The following is a 17,559-nucleotide window of genomic DNA, read 5'->3' as shown; positions in this document are numbered from 1 at the left end:
TCTAATGATAAATAAAGTATTAATTTCTTCTTCTACTTGAAGATGAACTTCTGTTAGAACTCCCTCTACTTGAACTACTTCTACTTGAGCTACTTCTTGTTGATGAACTCCTAGTAGATGAACTTCTTGTAGACGAATTGTTTGAAGAATATCTAGTTCTTGAGGGTGTACTTGCTGATCTTGATGTGTTAGAAGAACTATTTCTTACTGAAGTACTACTTCTTCTTGGTGTGTTTGCTGCCACAGTTCTACTGCTTCTAGTATAATTTGATCTTCTATTTACACTGCTTACATTATTTCTTCTTGTTGAAGAAGAAGCTCTGCTAGAACTAGAAGATCCTCTTCTAGATGATGAACCACTACTTCTTGTACTACTAGATCTTCTAGAAGTATTTGAAGAACTTCTTGTGGATGAAGAATTTCTTCGGGTAGGTGAAGTTGTATTTGTACTAGACCTTCTTCTTGTTGAAGATGTATTTGGTGCTGTTGTGCTTGAACTTCTTCTTGAGGTTACTGAAGAATTTCTTGAATTTACAGTACCTCTTCTATAGGTATTGTTGTATGCATTTCTTCTTCCGTAAGTAGTATTCCTGTTATATCTGTTATTAAACCTGTTATTGAATCTATTGAAACCGAAATACGGATTGTAAAAACCATTATTCCAACCCCAGCTATTAAAACCAAAACCAAAGCCCCATGCAAAATTATTGTGATATGGATGCCAATAAGGATTATACCCCCAATTATTGAATCCATTATTCCATCCCCAATTGTTAAACCCGTTATTCCAACCCCATCTGTTTCTAAAGCCCCAATTATTAAAGCCATTATTCCAACCCCAGTTATTAAAACCGTTGTTCCAGCCCCAATTGTTAAACCCTGGACCAAAATCATTCCAATAAGGATCATTAATTAGATTTACAACTACATCATTATTCCCATTATTTCCCCAAGAAGGGTTCGTATTGTAATTCAAATCATCATCAATGTATAAAGTATCTTGAGTATTATAAGAATCTACATCTGTAAAAACATCTCTATCATTTACATTTTCTAGTCGCTCTAACTCTCTTGTAAAATAATTATTATCGTAATTTTGGTACTCTTCCTGATCTACCACAACCACTTTACGTTCTCTTTCGGTATTGGTATCACTACCATAAATACCGTCATCATTATAGACACTTTGGTAGGTACCACATGAAATCAATAATAAATTAGCGGTAATGAATAGAACCAGTTGGTGTATGTTGCGTTTTTTATAAGATCGTTTCATAAGAATTGTTTTTTATTATAAATAGTATTTTTGGTGAAAAGTTGTTGAGCAAAAAAATCTAAACTTTACTTGGTCTCTAAGCTTTTTGTAGTAGTTTTGTAGCGCTTTTGTTTCAATACAAAACATTCTTTTAACATAAATTTCACTTTAAAGGTAACAATATTTGTGCCAAACTTTTAATTATGAGTAAACATTTAACAAAAAGAGCAGACGACTATTCTAAGTGGTATAATGAGCTAGTTGTAAAAGCAGATTTAGCTGAAAATTCTGCTGTTAGAGGCTGTATGGTAATAAAACCTTATGGTTTCGCTATTTGGGAAAACATGCAAGCAGAATTAGATCGAATGTTTAAAGAAACAGGCCATCAAAACGCTTACTTTCCACTTTTTGTTCCCAAAAGTTTGTTTGAAGCCGAAGAAAAGAATGCAGAAGGTTTTGCTAAAGAATGTGCCGTTGTTACACATTATAGATTACAAAACGATCCTGATAACCCTGGCAAACTAAGAGTAGATCCTGAAGCAAAGTTAGAAGAAGAACTAGTTGTGAGACCAACTTCTGAAGCCATTATCTGGAACACTTATAAAGGTTGGATTCAATCTTACAGAGATTTACCATTACTAATAAATCAGTGGGCGAATGTAGTTCGTTGGGAAATGCGCACACGTTTGTTTTTAAGAACTTCAGAATTTTTATGGCAAGAAGGCCATACAGCACACGCAACAAAAATGGAAGCTGTAAAAGAAGCACAACAAATGCAAGATGTATACGCCACTTTTGCTGAAGAATTTATGGCAATGCCAGTGGTAAAAGGTGTAAAATCTGATAGCGAACGTTTTGCGGGCGCAGAAGACACTTTAACTATTGAAGCTTTAATGCAAGATGGAAAAGCATTGCAAGCAGGGACAAGTCATTTCTTAGGGCAAAATTTTGCAAAAGCTTTTGATGTAAAGTTTACGTCTAAAGAAGGGAAACAAGAGCATGTCTGGGCTACTTCTTGGGGAGTTTCTACACGTTTAATTGGTGGTTTAATTATGACGCATTCAGATGATAACGGATTGGTTTTGCCTCCTAAATTAGCGCCAATACAAGTTGTAATAGTGCCTATTTATAAAGATGAAGAGCAATTAGAAGCCATTTCAGAAAAAGTAAATGTGTTTGTAAAAGAATTACGTAAAAAAGGCATCTCCGTAAAATTTGATGATAGAGATACCTACAGACCTGGAGCAAAATTTGCAGCATATGAATTAAAAGGAGTTCCTGTTAGAATTGCTATTGGAAAAAGAGATTTAGAAAATGGTACAGTAGAAGTTGCTAGAAGAGATACTTTTGAAAAACAAACGGTGCAACAAGACCATGTTGTAGAATTTGTTAGCAACCTTTTAGAAGAAATTCAAGAAAATTTATTTAAAAAAGCAATCGATTTTAGAGCAGAAAACACAACTTCTGTTGATAATTTTGAAGATTTTAAGGATATTATCAAAAATAAAGGAGGCTTTGTTGCTGCCCATTGGGATGGCACAGAAGAAACAGAAGATAAGATTAAAGAGCTTACCAAAGCAACCATTAGATGCATTCCTAATGACGCAAAAGAAGAAATTGGAGTATGTGTTTTTAGCGGGAAAACATCCTCTAAAAGAGTGCTTTTTGCAAAGGCATATTAATTTTTTAAAAAAAAATAAAAAATTATTGCAGAATTTAAAAAACGTTGTATATTTGCATCCGCAATTGAGGCATACTTAATTGTTCTGGTCCGTTCGTCTAGGGGTTAGGACGCATGGTTTTCATCCATGTAACACGGGTTCGATTCCCGTACGGACTACAAAGTTTTAATAAAAAAACTAATAAAAGAAATTATGGCAAATCATAAGTCAGCATTAAAGAGAATTAGAAGTAACGAAGCTAAAAGATTACGTAACAAGTATCAGCACAAGACAACAAGAAATGCTGTTAGAGACTTACGTTCTACTGAAGACAAGAAAGAAGCAGGAGAAAGATTAAATGCTGTAATTTCTATGTTAGATAAATTAGCTAAGAATAATATTATTCATAAGAATAAAGCGGCTAACTTAAAATCTCAGTTAACAAAGCACGTTTCTGCATTGTAAGATTTTATTTCTTAAAAAATTTAAAAGCTCTGAATATTTCTATTCAGAGCTTTTTTTTGTTTTGAATCAAAGTTTATTTTTTTAAACTTCGAGAAATTTTTAAATATTTTTTGGTCTCGATAGCTTTGCTAATTACTTTTAATGAAAATGTATTTTCGTTTTAACAATACTACCATTGACGTATTTATATAACTACCTGTTTTTAAGTAAATTAATAGTTCTCGATTTGCTTCGCAAGCTACCTTCAATCAAAATACATTTTGATTTTGGCAATGCTCGAACAGCCATTATTATTGTAAATCAACACTCTTCAATATATTAGAATTCTTTACAAGTTTCTTAGACCTTTCCTAAGATAAATGTATCATCATTATTTACACCACAAGAAATTTAAAGAAAAGCAGAAATGATTTGATACTTACCAATCATAATGTTTATGCGCATCTAAACGAATAAAAATAAATAGCAGCATTGTAAAGCCCCAAAGTGAGGATCCACCATAACTAAAAAATGGCAACGGTATTCCTACGGTTGGCAACAAGCCTATGACCATACCAATATTAACAATTACATGAAAAAAGAGGATAGAAGCCAATCCGTACCCATAAATTCGTCCGAATTTGTTTGTATGTGTTTCTGATAGATAAATAATTCGATACATCAATAACATAAATAGCACAATTACCAAGGTACTTCCTAAGAAGCCCCATTCTTCGCCTACTGTGCTAAAGATATAATCTGTGTGTTGTTCTGGTACAAAATCGCCTTGCGTTAAATCTCCCTTTAAATATCCTTTTCCAGTAAAACCACCAGAGCTTATGGTGAGCTCAGATTGATGTGAATTGTAACCAATACCTTGGTTATCTGTTTTTAGCCCTAAAAGAATCTCAAAACGATCTCTGTGGTGTTGTTGAAAAACATTGTTGTATGCAAAACCTGTTCCTAAGATAAAAACACCAACAATAAGGTAAACACCTAAAATCTTATGCCAATTAAAACGAAGAAAACGTTTGCCACCTCTATAGATAACATAAGCAGAAAAAATGGTGATTAATAAGAACAAACTGATCAGCATCCATTTTACACCAAACAAAATAGTCAGAATAAATAATACAATAACTGAGGTTCCTAAAATGATATAATTTAAAGTCAGTCCTTCTCTATTCAGTACAAAAAAGAAAGCTAGATAAATTAGCGCAGAACCAGCATCAGGTTGTAACAAAATCAAAAAAGCAGGTGTAAAAATGACGATAAATGCTTTGATTTGATTTTTAATCAACTTAAAATTATATTGCCTATCACTTAGCAATTTTGCAACCGCTAAGGCTGTAAATGCTTTTACAAATTCTGAGGGTTGCAAACCTAAAACACCAAAATTATACCAAGAGGTTGCACCATTTATTGTTTTTCCGAAGAGAAATAATCCTAAAAGAGACAGTAAAGAAAGGATATAAAATATGCCTGCAAATTTTTCATAGAACTTAGCGTTAAAAAAAAGAATCAAAACAATTAAAGGAATAGTTAAGCAAATAAAAATAAGCTGTTTCCCGTATTCGGTTGAAAAACTTAACAATTCAACAGTTTCTTCTGTTTTTGAAGCAGAATAAATATTTAACCATCCAAAACCTACTAAAACAGCAAAAAGAAGCACTAAAAGCCAATCTATTCCAGCAAAAATATTATTTTGTTCCTGACGCAATTTCTTCTTTCTTAGGGATTAGTTTATCGTATTCAGACTGTAAACTAATATTTAACATATTTGTTTCTCTGTATTTTGTCGCTTTAGAAATATTACCATTTAAATACTTTTCTATCATTAAACTCGTTATTGGCGCCGCAATTGTTGAACCATAACCACCATTTTCAACAAAAATAGCCATCGCAATTTTAGGATTGTCTTTGGGTGCAAATGCTACTAAAATAGAATGATCTTCTAACTGTATTCTCTCTCCATCAACAACAGCATAATTTTCTGAAGTTCCAGTTTTACCACAAATTTCTATTCCTTTCACTTGACTCCATCTTCCTGTACCCGATTTAAAAACTTCGTGCATTGCCTCTATTACAGGACTAAAATGCTCTTTATCTATAGTTGTTTGCTTTTTTTCTGTAAAATCAGGAAAATCTATTGGGTTTTTATCGACTTCTTTTAGAATATGAGGTGTAAAAAAGAACCCTTTATTAGCAATTGCAGCCGTAAAATTGGCCAATTGAATTGGCGTTGTTTGTACTTCCCCTTGTCCAATGGCATTTGAAATTGTTGAAGAACCATTCCACCTATAGTTCAATCTCTTATCATAATAATCTCCAGTAGGAATTAAACCTGGACTTCCTTGGGGTAAATCGTACCCTAAGTAATTTCCTAAACCAAAACTTTTTACATGATCACTCCAATTATTTAAACCTTCTATTGGCTTGTTGTGTATTTCTACAATTCTCTTATAGGTATTCGAAAAATAACTGTTGCAAGATCTAGCAATGGCTGTTTTTAATTTTATGGGTTTTCCAAAAATACCGCAATGGCAGCCCATAAATTCATTCTTTCTTTTTCCGTACCTGTAGCCATTATAACAATAAAAAGAAGTTCTTTGAGTAATTACGCCTTCTTGCAAACCAATTAAAGCATTCATCATTTTAAACGGAGAACCTGGAGGATAAGAAGCTTTTAAACCTCTATCATAAGTAGGCTTTTCTAAATTCTTAGGATCCATTAAAATGGCTGAATTTTTAGAACGCTTTCTACCCACCAACATATTAGGATCATAAGAAGGTGCTGTAACCAATGCTAAAATTTCACCAGATGAGGGCTCTATTGCAACAATACCTCCTCTTTTACCTGTCATTAATTTTTGAGCGTATTCTTGCAGTTGTATATCTAATGTAAGTATTAAATCTTTACCATTAATTGCCAATGTATCTTTTTTTCCGTTTTCAAAAGAACCTGTTATTTTATTTAAATTGTTTCTTTTAAAATACTTCTTTCCTTTTTGGCCTCTTAATAAATCTTCATATTGTTTTTCTATGCCATCTTTACCTATTAATTCTCCTGGTTGGTAATACGAATTGTTTTTGGCTAAAGCCTCATTTACTTCCCCTATATAACCTAAAACATTTGCTGCCGCGCTTATGGGATATTCTCTAATAATTCTTTTCTGAATAAAAAAGCCTTGGTATTTGTGTAATTTTTCTTGCAAAAAAGCAAAATCTTCTTTTGCCAATTGTTTTAAAAATACGGATGGTAGATACGGAGCATAATTATCTGCTTTTTTATACCTTTTTAAAAAATCTTCTTTGGTTATTTTTAATAGTTTACAAAATTCTAAAGTATCTAAAGGTTTTACTTGATTTGGCTGAATCATTACATCATAAGAAAGCTGATTAGCTACTAACAAAATACCATTTCTGTCGTAAATATAGCCTCTTTCAGGGTAATCGTACTCAATTTTAACCGCTGCATTATGAATAGGATCATAACTATTCCCATTCACTATTTGCAATTGAAATAATCGACCTATAAATACAACACCTACTAATGTTATAAAAAAATAAAGTAAAAAACTTTTTTGCATTATTGTTTTTTAGAAAAAATAAAAATTGATAAAAAATATAATATCAACGTAAAAATACTAGAAAATAGTGTGTTTAATAGTACGTGCGATATATTTTGAAAACTAAAGTTAGCAAAAGAAAATAATATAAAATGATGTAGGAATGTTAAAGTTACAACATAGTTGAATTTTTTACCAAAAGGCTCTAAATTAAGTACAAAGAAAGGATAGTCTATAGGATACTTTCTAAAAAAAACTTTTACAAAAAATAACCTTAGATAAGCAATTGTTAGAATAGAGAAAGCATGAATTCCTCCTGAATCTGAAAAAAAATCAATACCTAAACCAAGCATAAAAGAAGCAAACAAAAAAGGGATTCTTTTTTCTTTTAAAGGATATACAAACACAAAAATAATATATAAATAAGGATTTATATATCCTAAAAACTGAATATTATTCAACACAAAAACTTGAAGCAGTATCAAGAATACAAACAAAAAACCAAAATATAAAGTTCTACTCATTTTCTGGGTTTTCTAATAATTTAATTTCTTCTTTATGAAAGTTTTTGATGACATAAACCGGTCCAACATTGCTCATATCATTAAACAATTTTACATCAATAGCATTATCTACAGCGTCTTGTTTATTTTTATTTATGACCGTACCAATTAAAATTCCTTCAGGGAAAATGGTAGATTTACCACCCGTTTCTATAGTGTCGCCCACTTTTATAGGTGCTTGTCTAGGAATGTCTGTTAATTGCACAATGCTATAATCTTCTCCGTCCCATTTTAAAGTGCCAAAATAGGTACTGTTTTTTAGCCTCGCATTGAGCTTACTATTTCTGTTTAAAATAGATTGAACTCTTGCATAATTATTGGAAGTATTATCTATAATACCAATAACTCCTTTTCCATTAATAACCGCCATTTCTTTCTCTAAACCTTGGTTTTTTCCTTTATTTAAAGTTAAAAAATTAAACGCTCTAGCATAATTATTGTTGATGATTTTTGCGCTGATATAGGTGAATTTTTGAAGGTATTTTGTAGAATCTACCATCGTAGAATCATCAAAAAAATTGAAATATTTGTTTTGATCTAATTGCTTTCTTAGCAATCTGTTTTCCTCTAAAAGAGCTTTATTTACTTCCTGTAGATTAAAATAAGTTGAAATATTTGAATACTGATTGTACAATCCACCAGAAAGAGCATTTGCAGAATTTACAAATTTACTTTTGTGAAAGTTCAAATTATTAAAAATAAGTATCAGCGCAATAAATTGCAACAACAGAAAGAATAAAAAATATTTAAACCTTTGAAAAAAGTAAATAAGCTGCTGCATTTTTTAAAATTGACGAAAAGATTATTTCATTAATACATTTTTGTATTTGTCTAATTCTTTCAGTGCAATTCCTGTTCCACGAACTACAGCACGTAAAGGATCTTCTGCCACGTACACTGGTAAATCTGTTTTTCTAGACAGTCTTTTATCTAAACCTCTTAGCATAGAACCACCTCCGGCTAAATAAATACCTGTATTGTAAATATCTGCAGCCAATTCTGGTGGTGTTTTAGAAAGCGTTTCCATAACAGCATCTTCTATTCTTAAAATAGATTTGTCTAAAGCTTTTGCAATTTCTCTATAAGAAACTTGTACTTGTTTGGGCTTGCCGCTTAGTAAATCTCTACCTTGAACTAGCATGTCTTCGGGCGGAGTTTCTAAGTCTTCTGTAGCAGCACCAATGGTTATTTTAATTTTTTCTGCGGTAGTTTCACCAACATGTAAGTTGTGTTGTGTACGCATGTAATACATAATATCATTCGTAAATAAATCTCCCGCAACTTTTACCGATTGATCACAAACAATACCCGCTAAAGCAATTACTGCTATTTCTGTTGTACCACCACCAATATCAATAATCATGTTTCCTTTCGGTTCCATAATGTCTATACCAACACCAATTGCAGCAGCCATAGGTTCATAAATTAGATAGATTTCTTTAGCATTCATATGTTTTGCAGAATCTCTAACAGCACGTTTTTCTACTTCTGTAATTCCTGAAGGTATACAAATAACCATTCTTAAAGCTGGTGGAAATAATTTCTTTTTGATAGATGGAATCTGTTTTACAAATTCTTTTATCATCTCTTCAGAAGCTTGAAAATCTGCAATTACCCCATCTTTTAATGGACGAATTGTTTTGATATTCTCATGGGTTTTTCCTTGCATTAAATTGGCCTCTTTACCAATGGCAATAATTTTTCCGGTAGTTCTATCTCTTGCAACAATTGAAGGACTGTCGATAACCACTTTTCCATTGTGAATTATCAACGTATTTGCGGTTCCTAAATCAATCGCAATATCTTCCGTCATAAAATCAAAAAACCCCATAAATATCTTTGTTGTATTATTTTAAAATAGCATTACAAACTTACTAAATTTCTGATTGTAAATACCCTATAAATAATTAATGTTTAAAATGTCTTGTTCCCGTCATCACCATAGATAAACCGTTTTCATTACAGTAATCTATACTTAATTGATCTTTTATTGAACCTCCTGGTTGAATCACACTTTTTACGCCAGCTTTGTCTGCAATTTCTACACAATCTGGAAACGGAAAAAATGCATCACTCGCCATTACACATCCCTTCAAATCAAATTGAAAAGAATTTGCTTTTTCTATGGCCTGGTTTAAAGCATCTACTCTACTTGTTTGTCCTGTGCCACCCGCTAACAATTGTTTATTTTTTACTAAAATAATAGTATTAGACTTTGTGTTTTTACACAATTTAGAAGCAAATAATAAATCTTCTAACTCACTTTCTGAAGGTTTATTGTTAGTGACGTATTTTAAATCTTCTAATTGATCTGTAATATTGTCTTTATCTTGAACCAAAACTCCGTTTAAACAAGTTCTTACCGTTGTTTTTGGCAATGCTACTTCTTTCTGAACTAGAATAATTCTGTTCTTTTTACCTTTTAAAATCGCAAGCGCCTCTTCTGAATAACTTGGTGCAATTACCACTTCACAAAATAATGGGTGTATTTTTTCTGCAGTTACCGCGTCAATTTCAGTATTTGCAATTAAAACACCACCAAAAGCAGAAACAGGGTCTCCAGCTAAAGCAGCTATATAGGCTTCCTTTAGAGTGCTTCTTTGGGCGAAGCCACAGGCATTGTTATGCTTCAAGATAGCAAAAGTTGGCGCTTCACCTGTAAATTCTGCCATTAAATTTACAGCAGCATCAACATCTAACAAGTTATTATAGCTTAATTCTTTACCGTGTAATTTATCGAACATTTCCTCTAAATTTCCAAAGAAAAACCCTTTTTGATGTGGATTTTCACCATAACGCAAAACTTGTGCTTTTGTTTCGCTAATTTTTAAAACAGCTTCTGAATGATCTGCATTAAAATAATTAAAAATAGCAGTATCATAATGAGATGAAACGTTGAATGATTTACCAGCATATTGCTTACGGAGTTCAATAGTAGTTTCTCCTTTCTTTTCTGATAAAATTTCTAAAAAATCATCATATTGATCCATTGAGGAAACAATAAAAGTATCTTTAAAATTTTTTGCTGCGGCTCTAATTAAAGAAATACCACCAATATCAATTTTTTCTACAATGTCTTGTTCAGAGGCTCCAGAAGCAACTGTTTTTTCGAAAGGATATAAATCTACAATTACTAAATCAATTTGAGGAATGTTGTATTCTTTTAGCTCTGCAACATCACCTTCATGATCTTGTCTGTTTAGAATTCCTCCAAAAACTTTTGGATGCAATGTTTTTACTCTTCCTCCTAAAATAGAAGGGTAAGAAGTAACGTCTTCTACAGGAACTACATTTACACCAAGTTCTTTGATGAATTTTTCTGTTCCGCCAGTTGAATAAATAGTGACATTTAGTTCTTCTAATTTTTTTACAATTGGCGCTAAACCATCTTTGTGAAATACAGAAATTAATGCGGATTTAATTGTTTTTGAAGTGCTCATTTAGTGTTGTGTTGTTAAGCACGCAAATTTAGTAAAACCAAGTTTGTAAGACAATAAAAGATAGTAACAAAAACCAGAAGTAATTAACAACTAATTTAGTTTTAGAAGGTTTCTAAGACTAATTATAGAATTTTTTTCTTCTTAAGTTTTTTTAAAAAAATACTGGTTTTTGTTACATCCATTAGAAATATTAAAAAATTAGAAATAATAAATTATTCTCCATTTTCTAAAAAATCTCGAAACCATTGAACAAAATTATCTGTCCATGTTTGTTTTTCTTCAACAAAGTTTGAATGGTTGTTGCTGCCGGCAGCAGATGCGGTGTACTGTTCTTTTCTCATTATTTAGGGGGTTAATGATTATAGAATTACTATAAAGTTAATAAATGTTTCAACAAATATAAAAAAAAAACTTAAAAACACAATTTTTCTATAAAATAATTGCAATTTTTTTACAGATGTATGTTAACAGCTCTTCATCTTTCTCTGTAAAAACATTTGCTGTATGAGAATCTATGTCTATTTGACCAATATTTTCTTTATTTACAAATATGGGTATTACAATTTCAGATTTCACCTTCCAACCGCAAGAAATGTAATTATCTTGTTCAGAAACATCTTGTACTACAAAATTCTCATTGCTAACAGCAACTTGCCCACAAATACCTTTCCCAAAAGGAATAATAGTATGTTCTGTTTCCTCACCTGTATATTGCGCTAATTTTAATTCTTCTTTATCGCCGTTTCTAAAATAAAAACCCACCCAGTCATAATAAGAAATTTCACTTTCTAACAAATCACAAATTGCTTGTAATTTATTTTTTACAGTATCTTTAAGAGCAATAATGCTGTCTACTTTATTCTTCAATATATCCATTCCCATTTTGTATGTTTGTAACAATATTTTAAAGTTGCAAAATTAAAGCAAATTCTATTGTGAAAAAACATAAAAACGTAGTCATTTTTTTAATAAAATTTTTTGCAACTTACTTTCTATTATTCGCTATATATTCAATTTACTTACAAAAATCTCAAAAAAAAATAGATGGGTTTAAAACGGCTTCCATCACAACAATTGTTGCAGATCAAACTGTAAGTGTTTTAGATTTTTTTGGGTATGATGCAGGTGCGTATCAACACAAAAAAGAACTCTCTGTAAAACTTTTAATTGGAGATAAATATACAGCAAGAGTTATTGAAGGCTGTAATTCTATTAGTATTATCATTTTATTTGTTGCCTTTATCATTGCCTTTGCTGGGTCTTTAAAAGCAACCGTTTTATACTCCTTTTTCGGTAGTTTATTTATTTACATCATTAATATTTTAAGAATTGCATTTTTATCTGTGATGCTATTTAAACATCCCAATCATCAAGAAGTTTTACACAATTTAGTATTTCCTGCAATAATTTATGGCACTGTTTTTTTACTTTGGGTAATTTGGGTTGATAAATTTTCAAACTATAAAAAATGAACAAATACATAAAAATTTTTCTAATTTTAGTTTTAGTTTCTTTATTGTTTTTAGTGCGGTCTTTTTCTGCTGAATTATTTTATGATCCATTAATTGAATACTTTAAAAACGACTATTTGTATACAAAAATGCCAGAAATAGATCTTTGGCTCTTAATGATAGACATGCTGTACCGGTTTGTTATAAATTCTTTGATTACAGTTGGTATTATTTGGGTACTTTTTGAAAGAATAGATTATGTAAAATTTTCAGGTTTTTTCTTAATGGCTTCGTTTATGTTTTTAATAATTGTTTTCGTTTTATTATTAAGAGATCAATTTGAAACAGGATATTTATTACCTTTTTACATTAGAAGATTTATTATTCATCCGTTATTTTTGTTAATTTTATTACCCGCTTTTTACTTTCAAAAATTAAGTAATAGATAGTTTAACACTTTTTTTACGAGAACAAATTGTAAATTTGTGTTTTCAATGAAAAGAATTATTACTAAAATAACATCCTTATTACTAGCCTTTCTGGTTTTATTTTCTACCTTTTCTTTTACGGTAGCAACACACTATTGTGGTGATTTTATCATAGCTATTTCTTTTACGGGTGAAACTGAAGTTTGTGAAGATGATATGATAGACGAGCTTTCAATAAAAATGAAAGATTGTTGCTCTGAAGAAATTCAGAAAATTGAAGGTCAAGATGAACTACAAGTAAATTCTTCTGAAAAATTCGATTTTAAAAAACAACAATTTGTAACTGCATTTTTTATTTCTTACAAAGATGTATTTGTAAAAACTGAAAATAATAAATGGGTCTATACAGATTTTTCACCACCAGACATTCTTTTTAACCATCAGGTTTCTTACCAATCTTTTTTAATTTGATTTTATAATAATTCGACTTATAAAAAACTTCTTTTAGAGAAGAAAACAGTTTATTATTATAATTTTAAAATTCATGAAAAGACATCTCTTTCATATTTTTCTACTATTATTTCCGATATTCATTCTTGCACAAAGCCATTTAACAGGAATGATTATAGACAAACAAAACCCTAAAGACAACTTAGGTGTATCTGGTGCAACTGTAAATTGGCTCAATACCAATGTAGGCGCAATTACAAATGAAAAAGGATGGTTTAGCATTCCTTACAAACCTGAATATAACAAATTGGTGGTAAGCTATATTGGTTATAAAACAGACACCATTACAATTACCAATTTACAACCAATTCATCATTTTATAACTCCAGAAAGTGCGTTAGACGAAATTACAATAAAGAGTAAAAGAGACGCCATTCAAAAATCTTTATTTGCTACTGCGAATATGTTTACTGTAAATAATGATGAGTTATTAAAAGCGGCTTGCTGTAATTTGGCAGAAAGCTTTGAAACAAATCCATCTATAGATGTTAGTTTTTCTGATGCATTAACAGGCACAAGACAAATTCAGATGTTGGGTCTTAAAAGTCCGTATTTATTAATCACACAAGAAAATGTCCCTTCTGTAAGAGGAGCCGCACAAGCATTCGGACTCACATTTACTCCAGGCACTTGGGTAGAAAGTATTCAAATTACCAAAGGGGCTGGAAGCGTTGTAAATGGTTACGAAAGTATTTCTGGACAAATAAATGCAGAATTGGTAAAGCCTTTTTCTGACAATACATTCTTTCTAAATGCGTACAGTTCTTTAAACGGAAGACTGGAACTGAACACACATTTTAATGAAAAAGTATCTGAAAAATGGCAAACAGGTTTGTACATTCATGGAAATTATAGAGGCGAAAAATTTGATAGAAATGACGATGATTTTTTAGATGCTCCTTTAGCAAAACAAATAAATGTCATGAACCGCTGGCAATATACAGACGCACAAAATGGTTGGGTCAGTTTTATCAATTTTCGTTTTTTAAATGATGAAAAACAAACAGGAGAACTCACTTTTAATCCCACTACAGATAAAGGAACAACCAATAAGCCTGTGCTGAGCGGAGACGAAGTATGGGGAAGCGAAATAGATACCCAACGCTTTGAAAGCTCCGCAAAATTAGGCTATGTTTTTCCTGAATTGCCTTATCAAAGCTTTGGTTTTCAGTTAGCCTATAGCAATCATCAACAAGATTCTTATTTTGGGTTGAACGTGTATGACATTCAGCATGAAAGTGTGTATTCTAATTTAATATTCAACTCTATTATTGGCGATACGCGAAACAAGTTTAAAACAGGCATTAGTTTTACCTATGATAAATATGACGAATTGGTAAATACTTCAAAATTCAACAGAAAGGAAAATTCTGCTGGAGCCTTTTTTGAATATGCTTTTGACAATTTAGAAGATTTCAGTTTAACTGCGGGTTTGCGAATAGATGCTCATAATTTATTAGGAACTTTTTTAACTCCGCGTTTGCATTTAAGATATGCCCCTTGGGAAAATGGTGTTTTTAGAGCTTCTGCAGGAAGAGGGAAAAGAAGTGCTAATATTTTTGCAGAAAATCAACAATTATTTGCCAGTTCAAGACAAATTAATATTGATGCCGTTGGTGGAAATATTTATGGCTTAAATCCTGAAATTGCTTGGAATTATGGCATCTCATATCTACAAAAATTTGAGCTTTTTGAGAAAAAAGGAGATATTACCTTTGATTTTTACAGAACAGATTTTGAGAACCAAGTTGTCGTAGATTGGGAATCACGAAGCTTCGGGACTCCAGAAATTTCATTTTATGATTTAGACGGAAAAAGTATTGCCAATAGTTTTCAAGTAGAAGCATTTTATGAATTTAAAGAAGGTTTTACTTTAAGAACCGCATACAAATATTTTGATATTTCTACAGATTACAAGAGTGGACGTTTGCAAAAACCCTTGCAACCCCGAAATCGTTTTTTTGCAAATGTATCTTATGAAACAATTGCTATAGAAAATGGACCTCAATGGAAATTCGATGCAACTTTTAATAGTATCGGTCAACAACGTTTGCCAGATACAAGTTCAAATCCTACTCAATATCAATTAGCAGCATATTCTAAGCGTTTTAATTTATTAAATTCTCAGGTAACAAAAGTGTTTTCAAATAAGTTTGAAGTGTATATAGGTGCAGAAAACCTAACCAATGTGCAGCAAAAAAATCCTATTTTAGCAAGTGATGCTCCTTTTGGCGCAAATTTTGATACTACCATTGTGTACTCGCCAATTTTTGGTCGCGCAATTTATGCAGGTTTACGATTTAAAATAGAATAAACAAAAATAAGATTCCTGCTTGGGCAGGAATGACAAAACAAATAACAACAAAATGAAAAAATTCATATTCCTATGCAGTATATTCTTATTGGGCTTTTCAGTTCAAGCACAAGAAGAAGTTAAAAAGAAAAAAAACGCCAAAGTTGCTTTTGAAGTAGATGGTATTTGTGGCATGTGTAAAAAACGTATTGAAACTGCTGCATTAAAAACCAAAGGTGTAAAATTTGCTATTTGGGATGTAAAATCGCATCAAATGAACCTTATTATGGACGAGCGCAAAACAAGTTTAGATACTATTAAGAAAAATATTTCTAAAGTGGGGCACGATGTTAAAGGATTTAAAGCATCAGATGAAGCTTACAATTCTGTGCATCCTTGTTGTAAATATAGAGACCGTAAAATTGTTTTAGACCATGAAGGTAAACTGAAAAAACAATAATTTATTGTAAAAATAAAGTCGTAAAGTCTGCACAAATTTGTGTGGTTTTTTTTGTTAAAAAAACAACGGAATCACAAATTGATAATATAGAATTAGTAAACCAATAGCGATTATATTTAAAATAACTCCTGCTCGCACCATTTCATTTACTTTTACATAACCGCTGGCAAAAACAATAGCATTTGGCGGCGTTGCCATGGGCAACATAAACGCACAACTACTTGCCATGGTAACCGGAATTAATAGATTTAAAATAGGAATATTCAAACCAATGGCAATTCCTGCAACAACTGGCGCCAAAACTGCAACCAAAGCAACATTACTCATTAATTCTGTCATAAATAACATAAAGACAATGAGTAGCGAAACAGTTAATAAAACAGAAAAATCTCCAGCTGCAATAGCATCTGTAATTAAAGCTACCAATCCGCTAGATTCCATTCCTTTTGCAAGTGCTAAACCACCGCCAAAAAGAATTAAAATTCCCCAAGCTAATTTTTGGGTATCTTTCCATTGAAGGATAAAATTTCCTGTTTTAAAGTTCATAGGAATTGCAAATAAAGAAACGGCACCTATTAAACTGATAATGGTGTCAGACAATTTTAAACCTGGAAATATATTGTTGATAATTGTTCTGGTAATCCAAAGAAAAACCGTGATTGCAAAAACGGTTAAAACTCTTTTTTCTTCTGTGGAAATTTTTCCTAATTTTTTAATTTCTTCGTCAATAACATTTCCTGAAGATGTAAATAAAATGTCTTTACATGGAAACATCCATTTTACAAGAACAAGATACACCGCAATAATCATCACGATAGAAAAAGGCAAACCAAAACTCATCCAAGCTAAAAATGATATTTGAATATTGTACTGATTTTCTAACAAGCCAATTAAAACCGAGTTTGGCGGTGTTCCTATTACGGTTGCAATTCCACCAGCATTTGCAGCAAAAGCAATTCCTAACATAATACTCAAAGCGAAGTTTTTATCACCTTTTGTAAAACCATCTTCGTCATTTATTAAAAGCCTTATCACAGAAATAGCAATTGGTAACATGACAACTGTAGAAGCTGTATTGCTAATCCACATGCTCATAAAAGCAGTTGCAATCATAAAACCCAAAACTACTTTGTTGGGTGTTGTTCCCGTGAGTTTTACAATATTTAGCGCAATTCTTTTGTGTAAATTGACTTTCTCTAAAGCCAGTGCCAGCACAAAACCTCCGAAGAATAAAAAGATGATGGGACTTCCGTAATTTGCCCCAACATCTGCAATTTCCATCACTTTTAGAAGTGGAAACAAAATCAATGGCAACAAAGCTGTAACTGCAATATTTACAGTTTCTGTAACCCACCAAATAACCATCCAAATAGCAACTGCAATTACTGCATCTGCTTTTTCAGAGACTAGAGTTACTGGTAAAAATTGAATTAAAAAAAAGAGAAGCGGGCCAAGTAGTAATCCTATTTTTTTGGTAGTTTGCAT

Annotated in this window: 17 protein-coding genes and 1 tRNA gene; 8 read left to right on the top strand and 10 right to left on the bottom strand. The window is 31.5% G+C overall.

Translation table 11 applies throughout. From position 1 onward, the window contains the following. Nucleotides 1-19: 19 nt before the first annotated feature. Complete coding sequence (locus Q0998_RS10105; RefSeq protein WP_299669624.1) at nt 20-1,276, bottom strand: hypothetical protein; 1,257 nt, start codon at nt 1,274-1,276, stop codon at nt 20-22. Nucleotides 1,277-1,458: 182 nt separating this feature from the next. Here Q0998_RS10105 and proS point away from each other — a divergent pair, with 182 nt between their 5' ends. The 3 genes from proS to rpsT all read left to right on the top strand — a co-directional run bounded on the left by proS (nt 1,459) and on the right by rpsT (nt 3,381). Then, a complete protein-coding gene (proS, locus tag Q0998_RS10100; protein WP_299669623.1) occupies nt 1,459-2,937 on the top strand; it encodes a proline--tRNA ligase in 1,479 nt (492 codons plus the stop codon). A gap of 86 nt (nt 2,938-3,023) precedes the next feature. Further along, nucleotides 3,024-3,095 (top strand) — tRNA-Glu (locus Q0998_RS10095). Nucleotides 3,096-3,129: 34 nt separating this feature from the next. Further along, complete coding sequence (rpsT, locus tag Q0998_RS10090; protein ID WP_299669621.1) at nt 3,130-3,381, top strand: 30S ribosomal protein S20; 252 nt, start codon at nt 3,130-3,132, stop codon at nt 3,379-3,381. Nucleotides 3,382-3,799: 418 nt separating this feature from the next. Here rpsT and rodA read toward each other — a convergent pair whose 3' ends face one another. From rodA to Q0998_RS10050, 8 genes are all read right to left on the bottom strand, one after another. Beyond that, complete coding sequence (rodA, locus tag Q0998_RS10085) at nt 3,800-5,080, bottom strand: rod shape-determining protein RodA (protein ID WP_299669619.1); 1,281 nt, start codon at nt 5,078-5,080, stop codon at nt 3,800-3,802. Continuing rightward, nucleotides 5,061-6,950: a penicillin-binding protein 2 gene (gene mrdA / locus Q0998_RS10080; protein WP_299669617.1), complete on the bottom strand. Its 1,890-nt coding sequence runs from the start codon at nt 6,948-6,950 to the stop codon at nt 5,061-5,063. The genes rodA and mrdA overlap by 20 nt, the downstream gene beginning before the upstream one ends. Next, on the bottom strand, nt 6,950-7,453 hold the full coding sequence (gene mreD, locus Q0998_RS10075; protein WP_299669615.1) for a rod shape-determining protein MreD: 504 nt from the start codon (nt 7,451-7,453) through the stop codon (nt 6,950-6,952). The genes mrdA and mreD overlap by 1 nt, the downstream gene beginning before the upstream one ends. Continuing rightward, on the bottom strand, nt 7,446-8,273 hold the full coding sequence (gene mreC, locus Q0998_RS10070) for a rod shape-determining protein MreC (RefSeq protein ID WP_299669613.1): 828 nt from the start codon (nt 8,271-8,273) through the stop codon (nt 7,446-7,448). Before mreC ends, mreD begins: the two co-directional genes overlap by 8 nt. Before the next feature lie 21 nt (nt 8,274-8,294). After that, nucleotides 8,295-9,323: a rod shape-determining protein gene (locus tag Q0998_RS10065; protein ID WP_299669611.1), complete on the bottom strand. Its 1,029-nt coding sequence runs from the start codon at nt 9,321-9,323 to the stop codon at nt 8,295-8,297. A 76-nt stretch (nt 9,324-9,399) separates the two neighbouring features. Continuing rightward, nucleotides 9,400-10,932 carry a bifunctional phosphoribosylaminoimidazolecarboxamide formyltransferase/IMP cyclohydrolase gene (gene purH / locus Q0998_RS10060; protein WP_299669609.1) on the bottom strand — a complete coding sequence of 511 codons (1,533 nt, stop codon included), beginning with the start codon at nt 10,930-10,932 and terminating at the stop codon, nt 9,400-9,402. Nucleotides 10,933-11,144: 212 nt separating this feature from the next. Then, nucleotides 11,145-11,273, bottom strand: a complete 129-nt coding sequence (locus Q0998_RS10055; RefSeq protein ID WP_299669607.1) for a hypothetical protein — start codon at nt 11,271-11,273, stop codon at nt 11,145-11,147. An 88-nt stretch (nt 11,274-11,361) separates the two neighbouring features. Beyond that, nucleotides 11,362-11,814, bottom strand: coding sequence for a GAF domain-containing protein (locus Q0998_RS10050; RefSeq protein WP_299669699.1), 453 nt, complete (start codon nt 11,812-11,814; stop codon nt 11,362-11,364). A gap of 53 nt (nt 11,815-11,867) precedes the next feature. Between Q0998_RS10050 and xrtF the strand changes: the two genes are divergently transcribed. From xrtF to Q0998_RS10025, 5 genes are all read left to right on the top strand, one after another. Continuing rightward, the gene (xrtF, locus tag Q0998_RS10045; RefSeq protein WP_299669605.1) at nt 11,868-12,404 is read left to right on the top strand and encodes an exosortase family protein XrtF; all 537 of its coding nucleotides are present in this window, start codon (nt 11,868-11,870) and stop codon (nt 12,402-12,404) included. Then, the gene (locus Q0998_RS10040; protein WP_299669603.1) at nt 12,401-12,832 is read left to right on the top strand and encodes an exosortase F system-associated protein; all 432 of its coding nucleotides are present in this window, start codon (nt 12,401-12,403) and stop codon (nt 12,830-12,832) included. Before xrtF ends, Q0998_RS10040 begins: the two co-directional genes overlap by 4 nt. 45 nt (nt 12,833-12,877) lie before the next feature. Beyond that, entirely contained in the window at nt 12,878-13,282 is a 405-nt protein-coding gene (locus Q0998_RS10035; RefSeq protein ID WP_299669601.1) for a hypothetical protein, read from the top strand. Nucleotides 13,283-13,355: 73 nt separating this feature from the next. Then, on the top strand, nt 13,356-15,635 hold the full coding sequence (locus tag Q0998_RS10030) for a TonB-dependent receptor (protein WP_299669599.1): 2,280 nt from the start codon (nt 13,356-13,358) through the stop codon (nt 15,633-15,635). A gap of 52 nt (nt 15,636-15,687) precedes the next feature. Next, the gene (locus Q0998_RS10025; RefSeq protein WP_299669597.1) at nt 15,688-16,074 is read left to right on the top strand and encodes a heavy-metal-associated domain-containing protein; all 387 of its coding nucleotides are present in this window, start codon (nt 15,688-15,690) and stop codon (nt 16,072-16,074) included. A 54-nt stretch (nt 16,075-16,128) separates the two neighbouring features. On the opposite strand, the gene Q0998_RS10020 is transcribed toward Q0998_RS10025, so the two are convergent. Continuing rightward, nucleotides 16,129-17,559 (bottom strand): DASS family sodium-coupled anion symporter, encoded by a 1,431-nt coding sequence (locus tag Q0998_RS10020; protein WP_299669595.1) that lies wholly within the window; start codon nt 17,557-17,559, stop codon nt 16,129-16,131.

Source organism: uncultured Polaribacter sp., assembly GCF_947501385.1.
GTDB lineage: Bacteria > Bacteroidota > Bacteroidia > Flavobacteriales > Flavobacteriaceae > Polaribacter.
The sequence above is the reverse complement of the archived record's forward strand: the minus strand, read 5'-3'. Positions and strand labels throughout refer to the sequence as shown.